17 protein-coding genes are annotated in these 20,218 nt (G+C 54.0%); 5 read left to right on the top strand and 12 right to left on the bottom strand.

Going from position 1 to position 20,218, the window contains the following annotated elements:
* Window positions 1-7 precede the first annotated feature (7 nt).
* Window positions 8-1,111, bottom strand: coding sequence for a glutamate 5-kinase (proB, locus tag EHV07_RS04735; RefSeq protein WP_147195588.1), 1,104 nt, complete (start codon window positions 1,109-1,111; stop codon window positions 8-10).
* 238 nt (window positions 1,112-1,349) lie between these two features.
* On the opposite strand from proB, the gene ompC reads away from it, so the two are divergent.
* Window positions 1,350-2,465, top strand: coding sequence for a porin OmpC (gene ompC, locus EHV07_RS04730; protein WP_147195586.1), 1,116 nt, complete (start codon window positions 1,350-1,352; stop codon window positions 2,463-2,465).
* Between the two features lie 96 nt (window positions 2,466-2,561).
* Here the strand turns inward: ompC and crl are convergent, their stop codons facing one another.
* From crl to gpt, 3 genes are all read right to left on the bottom strand, one after another.
* Window positions 2,562-2,963, bottom strand: a complete 402-nt coding sequence (gene crl, locus EHV07_RS04725; protein ID WP_147195584.1) for a sigma factor-binding protein Crl — start codon at window positions 2,961-2,963, stop codon at window positions 2,562-2,564.
* Between the two features lie 56 nt (window positions 2,964-3,019).
* Window positions 3,020-4,270 carry an esterase FrsA gene (gene frsA / locus EHV07_RS04720; RefSeq protein WP_147195582.1) on the bottom strand — a complete coding sequence of 417 codons (1,251 nt, stop codon included), beginning with the start codon at window positions 4,268-4,270 and terminating at the stop codon, window positions 3,020-3,022.
* A 117-nt stretch (window positions 4,271-4,387) separates the two neighbouring features.
* Window positions 4,388-4,846: a xanthine phosphoribosyltransferase gene (gpt, locus tag EHV07_RS04715; protein ID WP_147195580.1), complete on the bottom strand. Its 459-nt coding sequence runs from the start codon at window positions 4,844-4,846 to the stop codon at window positions 4,388-4,390.
* Between the two features lie 261 nt (window positions 4,847-5,107).
* Between gpt and pepD the strand changes: the two genes are divergently transcribed.
* On the top strand, window positions 5,108-6,565 hold the full coding sequence (gene pepD / locus EHV07_RS04710; protein WP_147195578.1) for a beta-Ala-His dipeptidase: 1,458 nt from the start codon (window positions 5,108-5,110) through the stop codon (window positions 6,563-6,565).
* Window positions 6,566-6,633: 68 nt separating this feature from the next.
* On the opposite strand, the gene dinB is transcribed toward pepD, so the two are convergent.
* Window positions 6,634-7,689 carry a DNA polymerase IV gene (gene dinB, locus EHV07_RS04705; RefSeq protein WP_147195576.1) on the bottom strand — a complete coding sequence of 352 codons (1,056 nt, stop codon included), beginning with the start codon at window positions 7,687-7,689 and terminating at the stop codon, window positions 6,634-6,636.
* A 241-nt stretch (window positions 7,690-7,930) separates the two neighbouring features.
* Here dinB and dpaA point away from each other — a divergent pair, with 241 nt between their 5' ends.
* Window positions 7,931-8,665 (top strand): peptidoglycan meso-diaminopimelic acid protein amidase, encoded by a 735-nt coding sequence (gene dpaA / locus EHV07_RS04700; protein WP_147195574.1) that lies wholly within the window; start codon window positions 7,931-7,933, stop codon window positions 8,663-8,665.
* Here dpaA and EHV07_RS04695 read toward each other — a convergent pair.
* Entirely contained in the window at window positions 8,636-9,403 is a 768-nt protein-coding gene (locus EHV07_RS04695) for a class II glutamine amidotransferase (protein WP_147195572.1), read from the bottom strand. The genes dpaA and EHV07_RS04695 overlap by 30 nt on opposite strands.
* A gap of 38 nt (window positions 9,404-9,441) precedes the next feature.
* The gene (lpcA, locus tag EHV07_RS04690; protein ID WP_147195570.1) at window positions 9,442-10,020 is read right to left on the bottom strand and encodes a D-sedoheptulose 7-phosphate isomerase; all 579 of its coding nucleotides are present in this window, start codon (window positions 10,018-10,020) and stop codon (window positions 9,442-9,444) included.
* Window positions 10,021-10,233: 213 nt separating this feature from the next.
* On the opposite strand from lpcA, the gene fadE reads away from it, so the two are divergent.
* The gene (fadE, locus tag EHV07_RS04685) at window positions 10,234-12,714 is read left to right on the top strand and encodes an acyl-CoA dehydrogenase FadE (protein WP_147195568.1); all 2,481 of its coding nucleotides are present in this window, start codon (window positions 10,234-10,236) and stop codon (window positions 12,712-12,714) included.
* Between the two features lie 106 nt (window positions 12,715-12,820).
* Here the strand turns inward: fadE and EHV07_RS04680 are convergent, their stop codons facing one another.
* Together EHV07_RS04680 and mtnK are read right to left on the bottom strand one after the other, a co-directional pair.
* Window positions 12,821-15,076 (bottom strand): hypothetical protein, encoded by a 2,256-nt coding sequence (locus EHV07_RS04680; protein WP_147195566.1) that lies wholly within the window; start codon window positions 15,074-15,076, stop codon window positions 12,821-12,823.
* A 631-nt stretch (window positions 15,077-15,707) separates the two neighbouring features.
* Window positions 15,708-16,907, bottom strand: coding sequence for an S-methyl-5-thioribose kinase (gene mtnK / locus EHV07_RS04675; protein WP_147195563.1), 1,200 nt, complete (start codon window positions 16,905-16,907; stop codon window positions 15,708-15,710).
* Between the two features lie 156 nt (window positions 16,908-17,063).
* Here mtnK and mtnA point away from each other — a divergent pair, with 156 nt between their 5' ends.
* A complete protein-coding gene (gene mtnA / locus EHV07_RS04670) occupies window positions 17,064-18,095 on the top strand; it encodes an S-methyl-5-thioribose-1-phosphate isomerase (protein WP_147195561.1) in 1,032 nt (343 codons plus the stop codon).
* Window positions 18,096-18,337: 242 nt separating this feature from the next.
* Here mtnA and EHV07_RS04665 read toward each other — a convergent pair whose 3' ends face one another.
* Genes EHV07_RS04665 through EHV07_RS04655 form a run of 3 tightly spaced genes read right to left on the bottom strand, consistent with a single transcriptional unit; the run spans window position 18,338 to window position 20,177 of the window.
* The gene (locus EHV07_RS04665) at window positions 18,338-18,880 is read right to left on the bottom strand and encodes an acireductone dioxygenase (RefSeq protein WP_147195559.1); all 543 of its coding nucleotides are present in this window, start codon (window positions 18,878-18,880) and stop codon (window positions 18,338-18,340) included.
* Entirely contained in the window at window positions 18,877-19,566 is a 690-nt protein-coding gene (gene mtnC / locus EHV07_RS04660; RefSeq protein ID WP_147195557.1) for an acireductone synthase, read from the bottom strand. Before mtnC ends, EHV07_RS04665 begins: the two co-directional genes overlap by 4 nt.
* Window positions 19,563-20,177 carry a methylthioribulose 1-phosphate dehydratase gene (locus EHV07_RS04655; RefSeq protein ID WP_147195555.1) on the bottom strand — a complete coding sequence of 205 codons (615 nt, stop codon included), beginning with the start codon at window positions 20,175-20,177 and terminating at the stop codon, window positions 19,563-19,565. The genes mtnC and EHV07_RS04655 overlap by 4 nt, the downstream gene beginning before the upstream one ends.
* Window positions 20,178-20,218: the final 41 nt, after the last annotated feature.

Here is a 20,218-nt window from a genome sequence, read left to right as displayed (position 1 = left end):
CTGCTCCTTAACTCACAATCATATCGTCGCGGTGAACGGCAACCGGACCATATTCGTAGCCTAAAATATCGCTGATTTTCTGGGAGTGATGTCCGGCAATCATACGCATTGCGTCGCTGTTGTAGCGCGAAACGCCGTGAGCAATATCGCGCCCTTCAAGGCTGCGAATGCGGATCACTTCACCACGGGAGAAATTGCCGGTGATGCTGCGAATGCCTTTAGGCAACAGCGAGCTGCCACGTTCCAGCACGGCGGCAAGCGCGCCATCGTCAATGGTAATCTCCCCGGCAGGCGGCGCCCCAAAAATCCAGCGCTTACGGTTTTCCAGCGGCGTTTGCAGCGCATGGAAGCAGGTGCCGACCTGCGTACCGTCAATGACTTCACCAATCACGCCCGCACGGCTACCGGCGGCGATAATGGTGTCAATGCCAGCACGGCAGGCAACGTCTGCTGCCTGGAGTTTGGTGGCCATGCCGCCGGTTCCCAGCCCGGAAACGCTGTCTCCGGCCAGGGCGCGCAGCGCGTCGTCAATGCCATGGACATCACGGATCAGTTCGGCTTCAGGATTGCTGCGCGGATCGGCCGTAAACAGGCCAGCCTGATCGGTGAGCAGCAGCAGCTTATCTGCACCTGCCAAAATTGCCGCCAGCGCAGAAAGATTGTCGTTGTCGCCGACTTTGATCTCCGCCGTCGCCACCGCATCGTTTTCGTTAATAACCGGCACGATATGGTTATCCAGCAGCGCACGCATGGTATCGCGCGCGTTCAGGAAACGTTCACGATCTTCCAGATCAGCGCGGGTTAGCAGCATCTGTCCGATGTGAATACCGTAAATCGAGAACAGCTGCTCCCACAGCTGGATTAACCGGCTCTGCCCCACCGCAGCCAGCAGCTGCTTTGAGGCGATGGTCGGCGGCAGTTCCGGGTAGCCGAGGTGTTCACGTCCGGCGGCCATAGCGCCTGAAGTCACGATCACAATCCGGTGGCCTGCCGCATGCTGTTGCGCGCACTGACGCACCAGTTCGACAATATGTGCCCGGTTCAGCCGACGCGATCCGCCGGTTAATACGCTGGTCCCCAGTTTTACTACCAGGGTCTGGCTGCTGCTCATTGTTTCCTGCCATGCAATAAAAAATGTTGAGAAGACGTTTTATCAGGTGTGGTGCTGGAAGCCAACAGGCGACAACGAAAAGGTCGAAAATCTTCGAGGCATCATGTAGACAATAAGTTCCCAATTAACAAGAAGTGCGAGCAAATGTAATAAAACATTCATCTTCAAAGGGTAAAACGTTCGTGCCCTGAACAACGTCTTCAGGCATTTAAATTTTACTCCCGGAGTGGATAACAAAATGAAGAAAAGCGCACTGGCTCTTTTAACCACAGCAATGGCAATAACCACTGCCGCTCATGCCGCAGAAATTTATAACAAAGACGGCAACAAGCTGGATTTATACGGAAAAATCAAAGGGCTGCATTACTTTAGCGATAATCCAGGATCGGATGGCGATAAATCCTATATGCGTATGGGCTTTAAAGGCCAGACGCAGATCAATGACATGATGACCGGCTACGGCCAGTGGGAATATCAGTTCAACACCAATAACTCCGAAGGCTCGGATGCCAACAACGGCAATAAAACCCGTCTGGGCTTTGCCGGCCTGAAGTTCAATGATTATGGTTCTGTCGATTACGGTCGTAACTACGGTGTGCTGTATGATGTAGAAGCCTGGACCGATATGTTCCCGGAGTTCGGCGGTGATGGTACAGCGCGTGCCGACAACTATATGGTTCAACGCGCCAGCGGCGTAGCGACTTACCGTAACACCAATTTCTTTGGCCTTGTTGACGGGCTGAAATTTGCGCTGCAATACCAGGGGAAAAACGATTCGACTTCCGGCAACAGTCGTACCGATATCAGCCGTCAGAACGGTGATGGCTATGGTGCTTCTGTGGTTTATGCGCTGGGCAACAGCGGCGTCAGTCTCAGCGGCGCGTATACCACCTCTGACCGTACCAATGCGCAGGAAGCCCGGACCTGGGGTAAAGGCGACAGGGCTGATTCCTGGGGCACGGGGTTAAAATATGATGCCAATAGCGTCTATCTGGCGGCTATCTACACCGAAACACGTAATATGACGCCGATTAGCGGTACATCAGTTATCAACGGCGTGAGCACGACCGTTGCTGGCGCGGCAAATAAAGCCCAAAACGTTGAGCTGGTCGCACAGTATCAGTTTGATTTTGGCCTGCGTCCGTCACTGGGCTATGTGCAAACAAAAGGCAAAGATATTGAAGGGTTAGGCGATGTGGATTTGGTGAAATATATCGATGTTGGCGCGACTTACTACTTCAATAAAAACATGAATACCTACGTCGATTATAAAATCAACCAGCTCGACGATGATAACAAGCTCGGTCTGAATAACGATGACGTGGTTGCTGTAGGTATCGTTTACCAGTTCTAAGCGGCAGCCGTTTCCTGCAACGGGTCAGGTTCTCTTGTTTTATCTCTTTAAAAAGCAAAGGCTGGCAATGGCCAGCCTTTCTTATACGGCGCTTTTTCAGGCGGTCAGTTTAACCGGCTTGTCAGCGAAATCAGCGGCAGGTTTCAGATCCAGCTCCATCTCTTCCAGCATCGCTTTCAGGCGAACGTGAAAGTTACGCAGCGTCTCTTCAAGCCGCTCAAGGTTTTCCTTACCTTTAATCGCAGAAGGCTTCCAGTTGCCCTCTTTATCAAACAGACCGAACTGATATTCATAGGTAAAGTGGTCGGTTTGTGCTTCCAGTTCCATCCACCAACCCCAGAATTCACGCAGTTCTGGTGCGGGTTTCACATTGACGCACACGGCCAGACAGTCAAAGAAAAAGCGATCGTCGACACATTTAGCTTCGCGGATATAGGGTCCCAGAGAACCAAAACGCTTCATTAAGCGGCTCTTAGGATGCCCACTTGGTAACGCCATCGTCAAACCTCCTTTGTTGAGCCTATAGTTTTAGCAAACCGTTGAATTTTCGCAACTCAACGCAATAATCGTTTCGCCAGCCATTCCACAATATCACGTAATGCTTTATCAAAGTTGGCCATTGCAGGTGAGAGTGCGATCGGCATCATTTTTCCATCAACGGAAGATTGCACAATCAGCTTTGATTCTTCCTCAGGGCTGAAAATGTCATTTGGCCAGTAAGCGGAAAGCATCGGCGTTGGGCAGCGTCTGCCAAGCAGGCCTTGTAGCTTCAGCGAATAGCGATTAAGTTCAACCCGCAACGCAGAGTCGGCAGCGCTCGCCATGCCCAGGCGGCTCGCCAGCACGTCCATATACATTTCCGGAATGCGATCCTGTAACGCTTTATCGCACAGCAGGCTGTGAACCACCGGGCCAAGACAGGCTACGGCCCGCAGCCGTGGCGACTCCAGGTAAGCCAGCCGCACGGCCACGTTAGCGCCAAAGCGATAGCCGAAGGCGGCCACGCGCGTATGATCAACCCAGGGAACATTTTCTAACTGACGCAGCACCTGCTGATGCAGAAAACTGGAATCCTGGGTCAATTTCCATTTGGCGGAAAAGCCGACGGAAGGCATGTCGATCGTCAGCATCGCAATGCCGCGCGGCGCCAGATAATCGTGGAAAAGACGATAGTGATCGGTTTGTAACGAATCCAGGCTGCCGCAAAGCAGCACGGTCGGATAAGGTGCGCTGACCTGAGCGGGCATATGTAAAAAGCCGAAAATCGCGCTGCCGCCGGGAATGGTAAACTCCAGCTCTTTCAGCTCGCCCGCCAGTTTTGGCGTGGCTTCTTCGTAGGCGCGATTCGCCAACAGCTGAGCCTGTTCAGCCAGTTCATCACCTTTTAAATGAGGGTAAGCCGCGATGCCATAAAGGTTGGCTGCATGCAGCCAACACTGGCCAGCTTCGGTATCACTGGCCGCTTCGCCCGCCTTTTGCTGCCAGAGCGCCGCCTGTTTAGACCACTCATAAATCCAGTTGCCGCCGCGATAGCCAATCACGGTATCCAGCAGCTTATCGTCGGTGTGTTCAACCCGGCTGTTGGCTATCCTGGCCAGCACTTCAACCACTTCCTGTGGCGGCACGCCTCGCCAGCTCCACAGCAGGCGGTTGATCATGCGATACCAGCCCGCATCGCTTTCCCCTTCCAGTGCGGTGTGCATCGGCAAAGGCTTATGATGATGAAGACGGCGGATTAAAGATGAGGTCTCAGGATGCTTGAAGCGAGGTTTGAACAGCTCTTCACTAAGGTTTTTCGGTGACATAGCGTAACGCTCCTCCGGCGCACTAAACAGTCGCTTAGTCTACCGTAGCGAGGCCTGCTTCGCTAACCGTAAAAACAACAACGCCCGGCAGAACCGGGCGTTAGTCGCGAATTAAAATCAGCCTTTAACGATTGGCGGGATATAAACCACGCCCATATCCCATGGCTGTTCAATCCAGGTATTCTGCGGAATATCAACCACATAATCGTCAACCAGCGGACGACCAGCCGGTTTGGCGAAAATGGTGACGAAATGCGCTTTCGGGTACATTTCGCGAATGGCCTGAGCTGTACCGCCGGTATCCACTAAATCGTCAATAACGATAAAGCCTTCACCATCGCCTTCTGCGCGCTTCAGCACTTTCATTTCGCGCTGGTTGTCGTGATCGTAGCTGGAGATACACACGGTATCGACATAGCGGATGCACAGCTCGCGAGCCAGCAGAGAAGCCGGAACCAGACCGCCGCGGCTGACCGCAATAATGCCCTTCCACTGCTCAACAGGAAGCAGGCGCTGAGCCAGTTTACGGGCATGGATCTGAAGCATGTCCCAGGTGACGACGTATTTTTCACTCATAAAAGGAGTCCCGGCCGGTGATAACGGCTTAAAAATGTACAATGGGATGGGTTGCGCGGAATTATAGAGATCTGAGCCGCTAAAAACCAGCCTCAGTTGGCCCGAATGCGGCTTTTTTGCCGGGGCGAAGTAAGCATCGCTCTGGAAACAATGATATTCTTGATGCTGATACGTTAGATTCGCTGACGTAAGCCAAACTAATCGCAAATGCTCACCATCCTGTGCTTTTCAGCCTGATGGTGCTGACACAGGAGATAGATCGTGTCTGAATTGTCCCAACTGTCACCACAGCCCCTGTGGGATTTCTTTGCCAAAATCTGCGCCATTCCGCACCCCTCATATCATGAAGAAGAGCTGGCACACTATATTCTCTCATGGGCTACCGGGCAGGGCTTTTATGCTAACCGCGATGAAGTGGGCAACATCCTGATCCGCAAACCCGCCACCGCCGGTCTGGAACACCTCAAGCCGGTCGCGTTGCAGGCGCACCTGGACATGGTGCCGCAGAAAAATAACGATACCGTACACGACTTTACCAAAGATCCTATCCAGCCATGGATTGATGGCGAGTGGGTGAAAGCGCGCGGTACCACGCTGGGCGCAGATAATGGTATCGGTCTGGCTTCCACGCTGGCAGTACTGGCAGACAGCAGCGTCGAACACGGCCCGCTGGAAGTCCTGCTGACCATGACCGAAGAGACCGGCATGGTAGGCGCATTCGGACTGAAAGCTGACTGGTTGCAGGCAGAGATCCTGATCAACACCGATTCTGAAGAAGAAGGCGAAGTTTATGTCGGCTGTGCGGGCGGCGTTGATTTCACTTCAACACTGCCTGTTCAACGCGAAGCGGTGCCGGCTGGCTTTGAGCATATCAAGCTTACCCTGAAAGGCCTGAAAGGTGGCCACTCCGGTGCCGATATTCATGTCGGTCTGGGCAATGCCAACAAACTGCTGGCTCGCTTCCTGTTCACGCATGCTAAGCAGCTTGATTTGCGCCTCGTTGATTTTACCGGCGGCACGCTGCGCAACGCGATCCCTCGTGAAGCGGTAGCCACGCTGGCAGTTTCCGCAGATAAAATCGACGCGCTGAAAGGCGCGGCGCTGCATTATCTGGAGACGCTGCAAAATGAACTGGGCCTTAAAGAGAAAAACGTCAACGTGGTGGTAGAAAACGTGGCGGCAGGCGCGGAGGCACTCACTGCCACCAGCCGTGATGCGTTTATCGCTTTACTGAACAGCACGCCAAACGGCGTTATCAGTAACTCTGACGTGATGAAAGGCGTAGTAGAAACCTCACTGAACGTTGGCGTGGTGGCAATTAAAGACGGTGAGGCCACGATTAACTGCCTGATCCGTTCACTGATCGACAGCGGTAAAGAGTACGTGGTGGAAATGCTGACCGCGCTCGGCGATCTGGCGGGTGCCAAAACCGTCGCGAAAGGCAGCTATCCAGGCTGGCAGCCGGATGCCGCTTCACCGGTTCGGGTACTGGTTGAAGAGACCTATAAAAAGCTGTTTGGTAAAACGCCAAACATCCAGGTGATCCATGCAGGTCTGGAGTGTGGCCTGTTCAAAAAGCCGTATCCTGAAATGGATATGGTCTCCATCGGGCCAACCATTACCGGCCCACACTCACCGGATGAGCAGGTGCATATCGAAAGCGTGGGTCTGTACTGGCAGCTGCTGACTGCGCTGCTGAAGGCGATCCCGGCGAAGTAAATCCTTTTACCGCTGGCGAAACACCTTCGCCAGCGGTGTTTATCCCTTCTGTCCCGTTTGAAAACCAGTCACAGTCCCAGTAAAAGCTGCCGTTCAAGCTGCGGATCCAGCAGCATCACGTGTAAGCCCACCAGCCGCACGCCCCGACCGCCCCGCCGTTCTTCCCAGGTTTTTTTGGCTACCGCAATAAAATCGTCTTTATTTAGCACCGGCCAGACGTGCTCCTGGGTGGTTTGCTGAAAGTCGTTAAATTTCAGTTTTACTCCCTGCCGCGCAATGTGCAGATCCGGTTTGATCTGCTTTAGCCGACGTTCCAGCTCGGCATAAAGAAAGTCGATAATCTCCAGGCACTCTTCCCAGTGGTGGATATCCGCGGAAAGCGTGCGTTCTACCCCCAGCGACTTTCGCAGGCGATCGGTAATGACTTCGCGTTCATCTATACCATTACAGCGTTCCCACAAGACGCGGCCAAACTTGCCAAAGCGTTTTAGCAACGCAGCCAGGTCGGTTTTCTGCACGTCGGCACAGGTATGCAACCCCAGCTCCTCCAGCTTTTTCGCCGTCACCTTACCGACGCCAGGGATTTTCGCCAGCGGCAGCGTCAGCAAGAACTGCGGCAGTTCGTCAGGCGTGATCACAAACTGCCCGTCTGGCTTATTCAAATCGGAGGCAATTTTTGCGACGAACTTAATCGGTGCGATCCCCGCCGATGCGGTAAGGTTTAGCTCGCGGGCGATGGTCTGGCGAATTTCGCGCGCCATCAGCGTGGCCGAGCCATGGCAGTGCGGACTGTCGGAAACATCAAGATAAGCTTCATCCAGCGAAAGCGGTTCAATCAGTGAGGTATAGCGCGAGAAAATTTCGCGGATATGGGCGCTGGCTTCTTTATAAGCGTCGAAACGGCCGGGAATGACCTTCAAATGCGGACAGAGTTTTAGCGCCATCGCGGTCGACATGGCACTGTGAACACCAAATTTTCTGGCCGGGTAGTTAGCGGTACTCACCACACCACGCTTCAGATGGCTGCCGCCAATCGCAATGGGAATATCGCGCAGACTGGGATTGTCGCGCATTTCCACCGCCGCATAAAAGCAGTCCATATCTACGTGTATGATCTTACGCATCTGCCCCTCCAGAAACACTGGACAAGTATACAGCCAAAGCCTGCAATTTCAATAAGTCTGTCCCGGCGCGAAGCGCAGCGGCAGCGGGCTGAGGTAACTTTTCTTCGCTTTTTTCTGCGCCGCTCTCTTGATAAAAAAATAGACAATGATAATGTGGCGCAGCATTTCCGGACATTTCCTAAAATGCACGTCTACAGCGCCTCAGGGCGTAGCATCCAACCCTACTATCAAGGGAACCAGAATGGGCAAAATCGCACTGCTGTTTGCGATGTTTTTCCTGCCAGCCGTTGTTTTCGCCAGCGTCCCGGTCGCACAGACTTCCCCGCTGGCACCGGTAAGCAAAGAATTAAAGAAGCAGTTAACGGGCACCCCGGTCTACATTCAGATCTTTAAAGAAGAACGTACGCTGGAGCTTTATGGCAAAATCGGTACCGAGTATCGCCTGCTCGACAGCTACCGAATCTGCAATTTTTCGGGCGGTTTAGGCCCAAAACGTCGTCAGGGCGATTTTAAAAGTCCGGAAGGTTTTTACAGCGTGGGCCTTTCCCAGCTGAAGCCGGACAGCCGTTTCTACCGTGCCATTAATACCGGATTCCCTAACGAGTACGATCGTCAGCAGGGGTATGAAGGTAAGTATTTGATGATTCACGGCAACTGCGTTTCCATCGGCTGCTATGCAATGACCGATGCGTCAATTGACGATATTTATCACTATGTGGAAGCGGCGTTGCGCAACGGCCAGCCACGAGTGGAAGTGAGTATTTATCCGTTCCGCATGACCGACAGCAATCTGCAACGTCATCGCTATTCGGTGTATTACAGTTTCTGGCAGCAGCTCCAACCGGGCTACGCACAGTTTGTGCAGACTCACCAGCCGCCTGCGGTTAGCGTGAGCAACGGCAAATACGTGCTGAACAGCCCGATGCTGAACAGCACGCCAAACCAGTCAGCGCTCGCGCTCTCCGAGGCAAAATAACGCCCAGTCACCTGGCGCAATCTTGTGCCAGGTTTCATTACCCGTTAGCGGTTGAGTCGCGATGACCGTGACCACGTCATCCGGCGTGGTCTGCTTCTGAAAATCAATCTCAACGTCCTGATCCAGCAGCGTCGCTTTGCCAAACGGCGCACGCCGGGTGATCCAGAACAGATTGGTTGAACAGAACGCCATCAGATAGCGCCCGTCCGACAGCAGCATATTAAATACCCCTTTCCCACGCAGTTCCGTCGCCAGCTCTGCAATATAGCGAAACACCGCAGGCCAGTTGCCCGGCGTACGCGGATAGCGTGTGGTCAGTTTGTGTAACAGCCAACAGAATGCCTGCTCGCTGTCGGTTTCTCCAACTGGCCGAAATGGCCCGGTATCCAGCGTGCGATATCCCTTCAGCTGCCCGTTATGCGCATAGGTCCAGTTGCGTCCCCAAAGCTCCCGCGTAAACGGGTGCGTGTTTTCCAGCGACACTTCCCCACGATTCGCCTGGCGAATATGCGCGACCACCGAATGGGATTTGATCGGATAGTCCTGCACCAGGCGGGCAACAGGAGAATTGAAGCTGGGCTGCGGGTCTTTAAATGTGCGACAGCCTTTCCCTTCATAGAAGGTGATGCCCCAGCCATCCTTGTGCGGGCCAGTTCCCCCGCCACGCTGCACCAGCCCGGTAAAGCTAAAACAGATGTCCGTTGGGACATTCGCGCTCATCCCGAGCAGTTCGCACATAGATACTCCTCACGTATTGCCCGACGGGCAGAAAAAGGTTACTTAGCCATCTCTTTTTCGATCAGCAGGATCAGGATATGAATCACTTTGATATGGATCTCCTGAATGCGATCGGCATAACCAAAGTGTGGCACACGAATCTCCACATCGGCCATACCGTCCATTTTTCCGCCGTCTTTGCCGGTCAGGGTAATCACTTTAATGCCCTGCTGGCGCGCCGCTTCTACCGCTTTGATGACGTTTGCTGAGTTGCCGGAAGTGGAAATGCCCAGCAGCACGTCGCCGGGCTTGCCGACCGCTTCCAGATAGCGGGAAAAGACATAGTCGTAGCCGAAATCATTGCTGACGCAGGAAAGATGGCTGACGTCGGAAATCGCGATTGCCGGGTAGCCAGGGCGATTTTCGCGATAGCGACCCGTTAACTCTTCAGCAAAGTGCATTGCATCGCAATGTGAACCACCGTTGCCGCAGGAAAGCACTTTGCCACCGGCTTTAAACGAATCCGCCAGCAAAACAGCAGCGCGCTGAATGGCATGAATATTAGCATCGTCGCTGAGGAATTTAGTGAGCGTGTCCGCGGCTTCGTTTAGCTCGGCGCGAATGATGTCCTGATACATAGGGGAGTCCTTTTAGGTGAGGTCAGGTGCAGTTTACCAAGTTGCCGCTCAGGCGAAAAGCGCCCTGCCTGCCTGGCCGTCACTTCAGGCAGCCGTCCTCGCGGTTTGTGAGCCAGGTTGTAATTATCATGTAAATAGATTGATAAGAAAAACCATCTCATTTACACCTGTAACTAACAGGTCAGACCTCTTACTACTCGTGGAGCGATGTTTATGATAGTCATCAGTTGTATTGCAACAGTGGTGTTGATTGGCGCACTTTTTTATCACCGCATAAACCTGCTTCTGGCCAGTGCGGTTATGCTGCTGTGGACGCTGGGCTGGACCGTCGCGGGGATCTGGTCAGCATGGCTGCTGCTGCCGCTGGCGATAATTTTACTGCCTTTAAACTTATTGCCGCTGCGTCGCTCGCTCTTCTCAAAACCCATGCTGCGTACTTTTCAGAAAGTCATGCCGCCGATGTCACGAACGGAAAAAGAAGCGATTGAGGCCGGTACCACCTGGTGGGAAGGCGATCTGTTTCGCGGCAAGCCTGACTGGCAGAAGCTGCATGCTTACCCGCAACCTCGCCTTACTGCGGAAGAACAGGCATTCCTCGACGGGCCGGTTGAAGAGGCCTGCCGCATGGCGAATGATTTTCAGATCACCCACGAAATGGCCGACCTGCCGCCCGAGCTGTGGGCCTTCCTGAAAGAACACCGCTTCTTCGCCATGATCATTAAGAAGGAGTATGGCGGGCTGGCCTTTTCGGCGTATGCCCAGGCCCGCGTGTTGCAGAAGCTGGCTGGCGTTTCCGGCATTCTGGCGATCACCGTTGGCGTGCCTAACTCACTGGGGCCGGGTGAGCTGCTACAACACTACGGCACGGACAAACAGAAAGATCATTATCTTCCCCGCCTGGCGCGCGGCGAGGAGATCCCCTGCTTTGCGCTAACCAGCCCGGAAGCGGGTTCCGACGCGGGTGCCATTCCTGATACCGGCGTGGTATGTATGGGAGAGTGGCATGGCCAACAGGTGCTGGGCATGCGCTTAACCTGGAACAAACGCTACATCACGCTCGCACCGGTTGCTACCGTGCTGGGCCTGGCTTTTAAGCTGTCCGATCCTGAACATTTGTTAGGTGAAACCGAAGAATTGGGTATTACCTGCGCGCTGATCCCGACAACAACACCGGGCGTGGAAATCGGCAACCGGCATTTTCCGCTTAACGTGCCTTTCCAGAATGGCCCAACGCGCGGTAGCAATATCTTCGTGCCGATTGATTATATTATTGGCGGCCCGGTGATGGCCGGTCAGGGCTGGCGAATGCTGGTGGAATGTTTATCCGTCGGTCGCGGCATCACGCTGCCTTCTAACTCGACCGGCAGCCTGAAAACCATTGCGCTGGCCATCGGCGCCTATGCTCACATTCGCCGCCAGTTCCGTCTGCCTATCGGCAAGATGGAAGGCGTCGAAGAGCCGCTGGCGCGCATCGCCGGTAACGCTTATGTGATGGATGCAGCCGCCTCGCTGATTACCTCTGCCATTATGCTGGGTGAAAAACCGGCAGTGCTGTCGGCTATTGTGAAATACCACTGTACCCATCGCGGTCAGCGGGCCATCGTTGATGCGATGGATATTGCTGGCGGCAAAGGCATCATGCTGGGGAAAAGCAATTTCCTGGCTCGCGCCTATCAGGGCGCGCCGATTGCGATTACCGTTGAGGGCGCAAACATTCTTACGCGCAGCATGATCATCTTTGGTCAGGGCGCAATCCGCTGCCATCCTTATGTGCTGGCCGAGATGGCTGCGGCGGCAAATCATGATGTGGTGGCCTTTGACCGGGCGCTGTTCAGCCATATCGGCCATATCGGCAGTAATCAGGCACGCAGCCTGTGGCTTGGGCTGACCTCGGGCCGTACCAGCCAGACGCCAACACGTGATGCCACCCGTCGTTATTATCAGCATCTCAACCGGCTGAGCGCTAACCTGGCGCTGCTGTCCGATATCGCCATGTCGGTATTAGGCGGTAGCCTGAAACGTCGTGAGCGCATCTCCGCACGCCTTGGCGATGTGCTGAGCCAGCTTTACCTGGCGTCGGCAACGCTCAAACGCTATGAGGATGAGGGCCGCAATGAAGCCGATCTGCCGCTGCTGCACTGGGGCGTGCAGGATGCGCTGAATCAGGCCGAAACCGCCCTTGACGATCTGCTACGTAATTTCCCTAATCGCCTGGTCGCTGGCCTGATGCGCGTGGTGATTTTTCCGCTGGGCCGTCACTGCCGCGCGCCTTCTGACCGTCTGGATCACCAACTGGCCAAAATTCTCCAGATCCCGTCCGCTACCCGTACCCGACTGGGCCGCGGTCAGTATTTGACCCCCGGCGAGCACAATCCCGCAGGCCAGCTCGAAGAGGCATTGCAGGATGTGATGGCGGCGGAAGTCATTCACGATCGCCTGAATAAAAAACTGGGGAAACATCTCTCTTTTACCCGGCTGGATAAGCTGGCGCAGAAAGGGTTACAGGAAAAATGGCTTACCCCGGAAGAAGCGGCCGTGCTGACACGCGCCGAGGCCAGCCGCCTGCGTTCAATCAATGTTGATGAGTTCGCAGCCGATGCCCTGGCGACTCAGCCAGTAAATAATGAGACAGAGAAACGCGGGGAGCCAGCGGATAGTCTGAAGGAGCAGGGGCGGAAAACGGAAGCGGCTTAACCAGCAGGCCGCTAGCGTAGCGTTAGCCATGGGATGGGGCGTGGCGAGATAAAACTCAGCCGAAAGAGAGTTCCGGCTGAGTTTTTATCACCTGCCTGTTAGCGATTTAATCAATCTTATCCCAGGCGTCCTGCCAGTGTTGGCCGACGCCCGGCGCATAGGCGCTGGCCACACCCGCACACCATGGCGTAAACGGCAAAGGTTTACAGGAATAATTGCCGCCAGCGCTGTGAACCTTATCTCCTGCCTGATAAGCCGTCCCTTCCACATACTCAGGGTAGGCCTTTTCAGTTGCGGCGATGGTGACCGTTTTCGTCGCTGAAGCGAAGTGCCGTCCATCTTCCGAGGAAGCGTCCAGTTTCAGCTGATAAGTTCCACTGGCATAGTTTTGACTGTCCAGCTCAAACACCGCCAGATCGCTTTCCGCCACGGTTTGACTGCCGTTAACCAGGCTCCAGTGCCACTTCGCCGCCTCAAAGTTATCCTGCGAGTTAAAGACTACCACCTCGCCCGGCGCCAGGCTCTCCTGTCCGTTGATATTGACCTGCGGTGGCAGCACGGTCACGGTCACAATTTTACTGTCCGTCATGCCGTGGGAACCGGTTACGGTTAGCTGATACCTTGCCTGCCCCGTTGCCCCGCCAGGAAAAGCGGCGCGGGCACTGCTCTGCCGAACTTCGGGTACCATCGGGCCGGAAGGCTCTGCCTGCAAGCCAAACCGGCCTGAACCCGCCAGCGTCGTCCAGACAAATTCATTACCGGTGCTGGCATTACCGTTCAATATTCGGACGGTGCCATCATTGTTGCGGGCAACAACACTGAAATCCTCCGGCACCACGGCGACAGGCACTTTGACCTCTTCATTAGCATCAGAAAGAGTCCCGATATGAAGATGTGCCCCGCGGGCATCAATGTTTAACAGCGTAATCCGTTTACCGGACAGCACATCATCAATAGATTTACCCGGCATCAGCGGCGCATCTTTCATGCCGTCCGCGCTGCCTGGCGTAGTATCCACCAGCGTGTTGCTGACCGTGCTGCCAAAGGAAGCCACACGGACAATCACTCCGTTAACGAAAGGATCGCTGCTCGCCCAACCTTCAAAACCGGTACCCGGCTGACGGTATTCCAACGTCAGGTAAGTGCCATCCCGACGCAGAATTCGTAAGCCTTTCAGCTCACCCTCGTTTGGCGTGTTGAATAATGGCGTAAGCGTATAGTTTCCTGGCTTATCAATCTGCGGCATTTGTGCATCAGACAGCCATCCGGCATAGAGCAGATAAGGCGCAGGGTAAAGTCGGCTGCCCCCGCCGTTCATCGTATCGGAAGGATCGCCGGCAGTGGTTTTCCTACACTGCTGGTCAAGTTGAACAATACCCAGACTGTTAGTGGTACAACCTTCCAATGAGGTCGCATGAGGTGCGCCCAGGTTATGGCCAAATTCGTGCTGCCACATCCAGGGCTTATGGCCCGAGGCGTTGCCGATAATCCATCTGCCAGGCGTGGCAGCCAGCCCGGTCCAGCTACAGGAAGTGGAGGGAATTTCGACAAAAACATAATCATAGTTATTGGGTTCAATGCCCTTTGCACGGGCCAGCGTTTGCGCCTGCGCTACCACGCTGCTGGAGCAAATAGCTGGACGAGGCCCCAAATCAATATCGCTGACCGTATCCCCGCTCAGTAAAAGCTTTCCGTAAGAGGCAATCCTGACGGCACTCACGAGCGAGCTAAAGTCAGTTCCTGAGCCAAACACCGCGCTCTTTATTGCGGCCAGATCGTTAGCTGACCTGTCGCTATAGTGGGTATGCAATAGCAGGACCTTTTTATTACCAATAACCGGACGCGTCGCTACCTGAGCAGGAACAGAAAGCTGCCAGGAAACATCATTTGTCGTACTGGTAGCCACCATTTGCAGGCGATTATTGCTATGGCCCAGTACCTCTTTTTTCCCCAGATCGTTGCGATATTTATTTTCCAGGGTATAGACAATGTCTGACACCGCAGACGCCTGATTAATAGCGGCCTTCCAGGATCGCTGAGAATTAAAACCGCTGCCGGTGCATTCCATCATTGTTGGCTCTGTCTGAGCAGCACTGGAATTCATGCCCAGGCAATATTCTTTATTTTCTTCGGCCAACGCCTCGCTGGTAATTTTAAGATAGCCGGTCATGATCTGCGACAGCTGCCAGCGTTGGCGGGCCGTATCCTGGCAGCGTTGGAAAGTCACGCTGCTGTTATCAGGCTGTAAAGTAAGGCAACTCTCACTCCCCAAAGCCACATTCTTGATGGTGCCGTATCCTGCTTGTTCTTCGCCATCAGCAGCAAACAACCCTGGCAGCGTGTCACGCTGCTGCGACAGCATTTCCGGTACCAGAAGCGCTGAGGACGGCGTTAATGTTGCGGGTTTTGCATGGCTAAATAATGGCGTCAGCGCAAGTAGGGTGACCAGCAGTGAATAATTTGCTGCTGATATATTATTTTTAACAGAATGAACGTTTTTTATTTTTTTATTATAAAAAAGATCATGAAAAGTGAATTTACAAGGCATAATGCCCTCTCAGTTAACTGGCTATCACGCATCACTGAATGCATTTTATTTCATGGCACCGTGATGGATAATTAAAATAAACGTTATTATTTTCCAGACGCAGAAAACCCGGATGGTGCCTCCCAAAAAGAGGCCAACCCACCCCTGCATCGTGCAATACAGAGCCTTTCCACTAACCCGACTTTGGTCGCGGATTGTTACGAAAAAGAAATGATTGTTTATAATAACCTGGCATTAAAAATGACATTAATTAGCAATCAATACCGCTAATAAAATATGAGTCTCCGACTCACCCTGCCATTATTCAGCAGAAGAAATTAGCTGGCAATTGCAATAATTACGCCAGTGAAATTAAAAAATAGATTTAAGAAAGAAGTTTTGCTGAAGGGAGAAATGCAAAGCGGCTTACGGTCTGTATTTCTCGTAAGCCGCCAGAGTAAAACCGTTAGCCGTTCTGCCGCACGCGGGCAATCAGGGCTTCACTATCTTCGATGTGATCTGCCGCCAGGATCAGCATTCTTCCTAAGGCGATCGCCTGGCGGAAACACTCCACCTTCATCGCTTCATCCTGAATGCTTTTAAAATCGGCAATCTGCGACATGCCAACGGTACGGCGGATCGCTTCTGTACCGCAGTAGCCCAGCGTGTCACGCCAGATTTTTTTCAGGAATTCAGCCGCATAACCCGGATACGCCAGCGCACGATCGCGTGATTTTTCAGCTGCCAGCGCTAAAAACTCCTCTGCAAAACTTTGCCATGTTATACGAACATCGTTCAGCCGTTTTTCCCGCACGTCAGCCGCTTCACGCGGTGCGAGCAGGCCCGGCAGGGCGCAGTAGTTAAGCAGAAGATTGCCCAACGCGCTGCCAACATCGAAACCAATCGGACCATAATAGCCAAATTCAGCATCAATGACTTTCAGGCTGCCTTCGGCCACGAATATGGAGCCGCTGTGGACATCACCGTGCAGTAGTGCTTCAGCGTTTGACAGAAAGCGATGCTTGAGGCCGGCTACTTTATGGCGCAGTTCGTCATCGGTACGCAGCGTGGCGACCAGCGGCTCCAGCGCGCGGGGATAACCGTTACGTTCATGGACTTCGTAAGGCTCGTTAAAAAACAGCTCTTCCGTAATGTCGCACAGCTCTGGGTTGGTAAAGCGGATGACGTCCGCTTTTTTCTGATGAGGATGCTGATAAAAATCGGACGTGTGAAACAACGTCTGTGCAAGATAGTGCCCAAGCTGGGCAGCAGCCTGCGGATAATCGACGCCTTTGACCTGTTCGCCGCGCCAGATAGCATGACTGGAAAGGTCTTCCATCACCATCACCGCCAGCGCCGGATCGTAATGCAGAATTTTTACCGTATGTTCCGGGCAAAACTCCCCGTGAATTTGCAGCACTTCCGCTTCGATACGAGCACGATCGAGCGTTAATGGCCAGGATTCGCCCACACAGCGTACGTAAGGCAGTGCCTGCTTAACGATAACCCGGCTGGCGCCATCACGGTCAAAGATTTTGAAGACAAGGTTAAGATTGCCATCGCCCACTTCCTGCGAATCCACCAGGGTGTCGGGATGTTCAATGCCGCCGAACTGGCGCGCATATTCCACGGCATCCGCTGCGGTGAACGTACGGTATTGCGTCATTAACTCACCCTCGTCAAAACTTGCTAATCAGCTTTTCGTCCCGGCCCCGAAGTGTTGCTCACACCTTTTTATCAAAATAAGCCGTTCAGACGTCTATACATCCGTATGGCATGTTGGCACAATATGGCCTGATAACGCAACCAGGATTTAACTTCCATGCAGACACTGAGCACAACCAGCTTACAAGTTCGTGACAACCAGCTGTGGATCCTTGACCAGCAGGCACTGCCGCAGAGAAAAGTCTGGTGTCCCACGCCGGGCGTGCCGGAGCTAGTTGACCACATCAAAGCACTGCGGGTGCGCGGTGCGCCGCTGATTGGCCTTTCTGCCAGTTTACTGCTGGCACTGCTGGCTGAAAACGGCATGGCCAAACCCGCGTTGAGCGAAGCGCTGGACGTGCTGCGGGCCGCCCGCCCTACCGCCGTCAATCTGATGAACAATCTTGACCGCATGAAGCTGGCCCTGGCCCAGGATCGGTATATTACCGCAATGACCTTTGAAGCCCTGCGTCTGGTCGAAGAAGATAAATTGCTGTGCGATAACATCGCCACGGCGGGCGCGAAGCTGATTAAAGCCGGTAGCCGTTTACTGACTCACTGTAATACGGGAGGCCTGGCGACCGCAGGTACAGGTACCGCATTAGGGGTGATTTCTCGTGGCTGGCAGGAAGGTCATGTGGAAAAGGTCTGGGTCGATGAAACGCGCCCGCTGCTGCAAGGCGGACGTCTGACCGCGTGGGAACTGGGCGAACTGGGCGTGCCCTATCGTTTAATCTGCGACAGTATGGCGGCGAGCCTGATGGCGCAGAAGCAGGTTGATGCAATTTGGGTTGGTGCTGACCGAATAGCGGCTAATGGTGACGTCGCCAATAAGATTGGCACCTACAGCCTCGCGGTACTGGCGCACTATCACCGCATTCCTTTTTATGTTGCAGCACCACATACCACGCTCGATCCGGCTTGTCCAAACGGCAGCGCAATTCCCATTGAGCAACGCGCTGCGAGTGAAGTGACCGGGGTGGCGGGCAGCTTTGGTGAAGTACAGTGGGCACCGGAAGATGCGCAGGTCTGTAACCCAGCCTTTGACGTGACGCCAGCGGAGCTGATCAGCGGCTGGGTGCTGGATACCGGCGTGGTCACATCCGCACAGGTGAAAGCCGGGATTTTCCAGCCGGGCCGGGCGCGGTAACGGGCGGCTGTAAGCTAAAGTCAAAACCGGCCTCAGTGTCTGGCGGCAGTCAGGGACAGAACACCGGGACGGCGTGAATCCTTCCCTGAAGGCTTGACTGGCGCGTCCCTGCGCCAGACACCCGGCTTATCTGCCCCTTGCAAACATCAGCGCTGTTGGTAAGAAAAACAGATGATTATCTACGCTCATCCCAACGTGTTTAAACAGCTACGCCATTGTATAAAAGCAGGAAGATATCGCTCTTAAGGCAGTCGCGGATACGCATCCGCAATGCGGTCGCCGGTAAATTTCGCGATCCAACCTTCCTGATTATCAAAAATACGAATAGCGGTAAAATTCGGTGACGATCCCATATCAAACCAGTGCGGCGTGCCCGCAGGGACGGAAATCAGATCGTTTTTTTCACAAAGGATCTGATAAATATGGCCGTCCAGATGCAGGCAAAACAGCCCCGCGCCTTCGACAAAGAAACGCACTTCATCTTCACCATGCGTATGCTCGGAAAGAAACTTCTCGCGCAGCACCTCTTTCTGCGGGTTATCCGCACGCATGCTGATCACATCCCAGCTCTGGTAGCCTTTTTCCGCCACCAGCCTGTCGATGGCGTGCTGATAAGCGTTGATCACCGTTTCCGGTGTGGGATCAACGCCTAAATCACGGTCTGCTTCCCAACGCTCAAAGCGTACCTCTTTGCTGCTCAGCTTCTGGCGAATCTCTTCAGCCTCGGTGCTGTGCCAGACCGGCGTAGTGGCTTCGCTCTCGGTAAAAATAGTCAGTGCGCTCATAAGGCAAACGTCTCCAGATTGATCTGATCAAAACGGTTAACCTGGCGATGACGGCTTGCCGTGTCCGCTTCGCCACGAATTAATTGCACGGTGTTCCAGCCTGCATCCTGTGCCGCATCCAGCTCCTGATGAATATCGGATAAAAACAGCAGTGCATCGGACGGCAGGTCAATCTCAGCGGCAATGTTGCGATAAGACGCGCTTTCACGCTTGGCACCGACATGGGTGTCAAAATAGCCGCTGAAGAGATCGGTGATATCACCCGCGTCACTGTAGCCAAATAACAATTTCTGCGCTGCTACTGAGCCAGACGAATAAACGTAAAGCTTAATGCCCTGCGCCTGCCATGCCTGGAAAGCAGGCAGCACGTCGGAATACAAATGGCCGGTAAAGCTGCCGTTCACATAGCCATCTCGCCAAATCATGCCCTGAAGCGCTTTCAGTGAGGTAGATTTGCGATCCTCATCCATAAATCCAAACAGCACGGTAATCAAATCTTCAACCGTCGCCTGCGGCTGGGCAATTTCATCCCGCAGATCGCTCAGCGCCAGCGCAACATCTTCACGATGCTGGAAAGCCGCAATAAAGGCCGCCAGATTCTCTCGCGCATAAGGAAAAAGCACATCGTGCACAAAGCGAATATCGCTGGTGGTTCCTTCAATATCGGTCACTATCGCGCGGATCATTTGGCCTCCAACAGCCGACGTTGTAATTCACACTGGAACAGAAATTCCAGTCCTTCAAGATGCCGCTTCGCCTCGTTGACGTCCCTTCCCCAGCACGTCAGCCCGTGCCCTCGCAGCAGGAAGGCATAGCGCAGCGGGGTTTCAGCAGCGAAATGCTCAATACGCTCCGCCAGAGCGTCAATATCCTGATCGTTATCGAAAAGCGCAATCGATACGGTATCGAGATGCGAGCTCTGCCCGGACAAGGTTTTCTGCATTTCATAGCCTTGCAGCTCTAATACAGCGCCCTTCTCAATGCGGGAGAGCACGGTCGAGTTCACCGTATGCGTATGCAGCACAGCCCCCGCTTCCGGGAACAGGCGGTAGATCAACGTATGCAGGCCGGTTTCGGCAGAAGGCTTACGGCCCGAAGGCACGTGATTGTTTGCGATGGCGACCTGAATAAAGTCGTCGCGGGTCAGTGCGCCTTTATCTTTGCCGGATTCGCTCAGCAGGCAAAACTCCCCGTCCTGGCGCACTGACATATTGCCGCCGGTCGCCGGTGCCCAGCCGCGAGCGCCGATCCAGTGGCAGGCCGCCACCAGCTGATCCAACTGTGGAATAGTGCTCATACTCTTCCTTTCTGGTGCCGGTGTAACGGCATAACGTTAGC

It is taken from the genome of Pantoea sp. CCBC3-3-1 (assembly GCF_007981265.1).
Lineage (GTDB): Bacteria > Pseudomonadota > Gammaproteobacteria > Enterobacterales > Enterobacteriaceae > Erwinia.
This window is presented reverse-complemented; position numbering and strand designations above follow the sequence as displayed.

Coding starts and splice junctions, on each gene's coding strand:
- EHV07_RS04665 (WP_147195559.1), bottom strand. CDS start 18,880: ATGAGCGCACTGACTATTTTTACCGAGAGCGAAGCCACTACGCCGGTC.
- EHV07_RS04695 (WP_147195572.1), bottom strand. CDS start 9,403: ATGTGCGAACTGCTCGGGATGAGCGCGAATGTCCCAACGGACATCTGT.
- ompC (WP_147195586.1), top strand. CDS start 1,350: ATGAAGAAAAGCGCACTGGCTCTTTTAACCACAGCAATGGCAATAACC.
- frsA (WP_147195582.1), bottom strand. CDS start 4,270: ATGTCACCGAAAAACCTTAGTGAAGAGCTGTTCAAACCTCGCTTCAAG.
- mtnC (WP_147195557.1), bottom strand. CDS start 19,566: ATGATCCGCGCGATAGTGACCGATATTGAAGGAACCACCAGCGATATT.
- proB (WP_147195588.1), bottom strand. CDS start 1,111: ATGAGCAGCAGCCAGACCCTGGTAGTAAAACTGGGGACCAGCGTATTA.
- EHV07_RS04680 (WP_147195566.1), bottom strand. CDS start 15,076: ATGCTGTCGCAGCAGCGTGACACGCTGCCAGGGTTGTTTGCTGCTGAT.
- EHV07_RS04655 (WP_147195555.1), bottom strand. CDS start 20,177: ATGAGCACTATTCCACAGTTGGATCAGCTGGTGGCGGCCTGCCACTGG.
- mtnA (WP_147195561.1), top strand. CDS start 17,064: ATGCAGACACTGAGCACAACCAGCTTACAAGTTCGTGACAACCAGCTG.
- dpaA (WP_147195574.1), top strand. CDS start 7,931: ATGGGCAAAATCGCACTGCTGTTTGCGATGTTTTTCCTGCCAGCCGTT.
- lpcA (WP_147195570.1), bottom strand. CDS start 10,020: ATGTATCAGGACATCATTCGCGCCGAGCTAAACGAAGCCGCGGACACG.
- fadE (WP_147195568.1), top strand. CDS start 10,234: ATGATAGTCATCAGTTGTATTGCAACAGTGGTGTTGATTGGCGCACTT.
- dinB (WP_147195576.1), bottom strand. CDS start 7,689: ATGCGTAAGATCATACACGTAGATATGGACTGCTTTTATGCGGCGGTG.
- gpt (WP_147195580.1), bottom strand. CDS start 4,846: ATGAGTGAAAAATACGTCGTCACCTGGGACATGCTTCAGATCCATGCC.
- mtnK (WP_147195563.1), bottom strand. CDS start 16,907: ATGACGCAATACCGTACGTTCACCGCAGCGGATGCCGTGGAATATGCG.
- crl (WP_147195584.1), bottom strand. CDS start 2,963: ATGGCGTTACCAAGTGGGCATCCTAAGAGCCGCTTAATGAAGCGTTTT.